Origin of the sequence: Bacillus proteolyticus (genome assembly GCF_001884065.1) — a bacterium.
Classification (GTDB): Bacteria; Bacillota; Bacilli; order Bacillales; family Bacillaceae_G; genus Bacillus_A; species Bacillus_A proteolyticus.
In genome coordinates, this window is record NZ_MACH01000163.1 from 1 (window position 1) to 236 (window position 236).

A 236-nucleotide genomic window follows, 5' to 3' on the forward strand; every position below is an offset into this window, starting at 1 on the left:
TTCAAAACAGAAGAAGTGAAAGCTGATAAAGAAGGCAACTGGACTTTCAGCTTTAAAGATCTACCAAAGTACAATGGACAAGGAAATGAGTTCAAGTACACAGTAAGTGAAGTGAAAGTTGATGGCTACGAAACAAAAGTAGAAGGAACAACAATTACGAACACTTACAAAAATACAGAAACAACAGAACTGAGTGGTAAGAAAGTCTGGGAAGACTACAACAATAAGTTCGGTAA

General features: G+C 36.0%; 1 protein-coding gene. It reads left to right on the forward strand.

From position 1 onward, the window contains the following. Positions 1 to 236 (forward strand): Cna B-type domain-containing protein (locus BAQ49_RS29725; protein ID WP_116733520.1); only part of this gene is annotated, 236 nt, incomplete at both ends.